The sequence below is a fragment of the Cryobacterium sp. M91 genome, from assembly GCF_002929615.1.
Lineage (GTDB): Bacteria > Actinomycetota > Actinomycetes > Actinomycetales > Microbacteriaceae > Cryobacterium > Cryobacterium levicorallinum.
This window is the reverse complement of record NZ_PJJT01000004.1, coordinates 1-1,141: the sequence shown is the minus strand read 5'-3', so window position 1 is coordinate 1,141 and position 1,141 is coordinate 1. Positions and strand designations below refer to the sequence as shown.

Genomic DNA, 1,141 nt, shown 5'->3' with positions numbered 1-1,141 from the left:
CGAAAGCTTTTATTACGCCACGCTCCATTGATAGATGCTTCTGCCGCCGGGGTGTGTCGTAGCCCGCCGAGCTCGGAGAGCCGCTGATAATCAATACCTGCCTCCGGCATGCTGACGATAAGTTCGTGTTCCCCAAATTGCGGGTTGTGACGAGACCCCGGAACGGTGCGCACGTCGACGAGTCGTTCGACACCGTGTCNCGCACGTCGACGAGTCGTTCGACACCGTGTTTAGTCAACATTCCAACGAACTCATCAATGGGATGAGTCGAATGCCCGATCGTGTACACGCAGGTTGCATCCATGCTCCCATTCAACCCCACGTACTGAAGTCCACGTCAGGAATGTCAGATGTGCGCGCTCGACATCCGGCTCCGCAATAACGGGCGGGACCTCGGATGCTGGCCATCGCCCTATTGCCATCCTGAAGCCGTCGCTAACCTGATCAGGGACGAAGCTTCCTCGTTCCAGTCCACCGGTTCCACGAGCTAGGCGCGGATATCTCCGATAACACCGCGGCCGGAGGGTGTCCTCGAACGAACGGAGAAAGCATGCAACCGATCCCGAACCGTTCCGACCATTCGCACGCGATTAAAACTGCAGGGCCTGGTGGTGTTCCGTTAACAGTGTCAGTGCCGACCGGTGAAGCGCGGGCTGGAGTCATCGTGCTCCATGAGGTCTGGGGCCTCTCCGCGCCAGTTGCCGATCTCGTCGTCCGCCTGGCCGGCTGCGGTTATATCACGGCAGCGCCACACCTCTACCACCGCATCGAGGACCCCGTCGTCACCGATGGGAAGTTCAAAAAAGCCCGCCGATACCACGACACCCTTACGGCGAAAGGGCTCACATTTGACATCGAGAGCGCCCTAGCCTGGATCCGCGCCCAGGGAGCACAGAAAGTAGCGATAATGGGTTTCTCTATGGGAGGGACCCTCGCAGTGTGGGCGGCAGCAACACTGCGCATCGACGCCGCCGTCACCTTCTACGGCGCTAGCCTGGCTTCGCCGCGCTGGCCTGGCATCCTCAGCGGAATCGATGCCGCACGCGTGCTTAAGACCCCCTGGCTGGGAATATATGCCGGCAAGGACGCCAGCACCCCCGCTCGTGACATCCAACAGATGCGCGAAATCCTCACCCCTAAA

The 1,141-nt window shown here is 60.1% G+C and carries 2 protein-coding genes; one reads left to right on the top strand and one right to left on the bottom strand.

Features of this window, described 5'->3' with window-relative positions:
- On the bottom strand, positions 1 to 173 hold a 173-nt coding region (locus CXY80_RS00030; RefSeq protein WP_146070585.1), incomplete at its 3' end, for a DUF488 family protein.
- 452 nt (positions 174 to 625) lie between these two features.
- Between CXY80_RS00030 and CXY80_RS00020 the strand changes: the two genes are divergently transcribed.
- On the top strand, positions 626 to 1,141 hold a 516-nt coding region (locus CXY80_RS00020; protein WP_158251487.1), incomplete at its 3' end, for a dienelactone hydrolase family protein.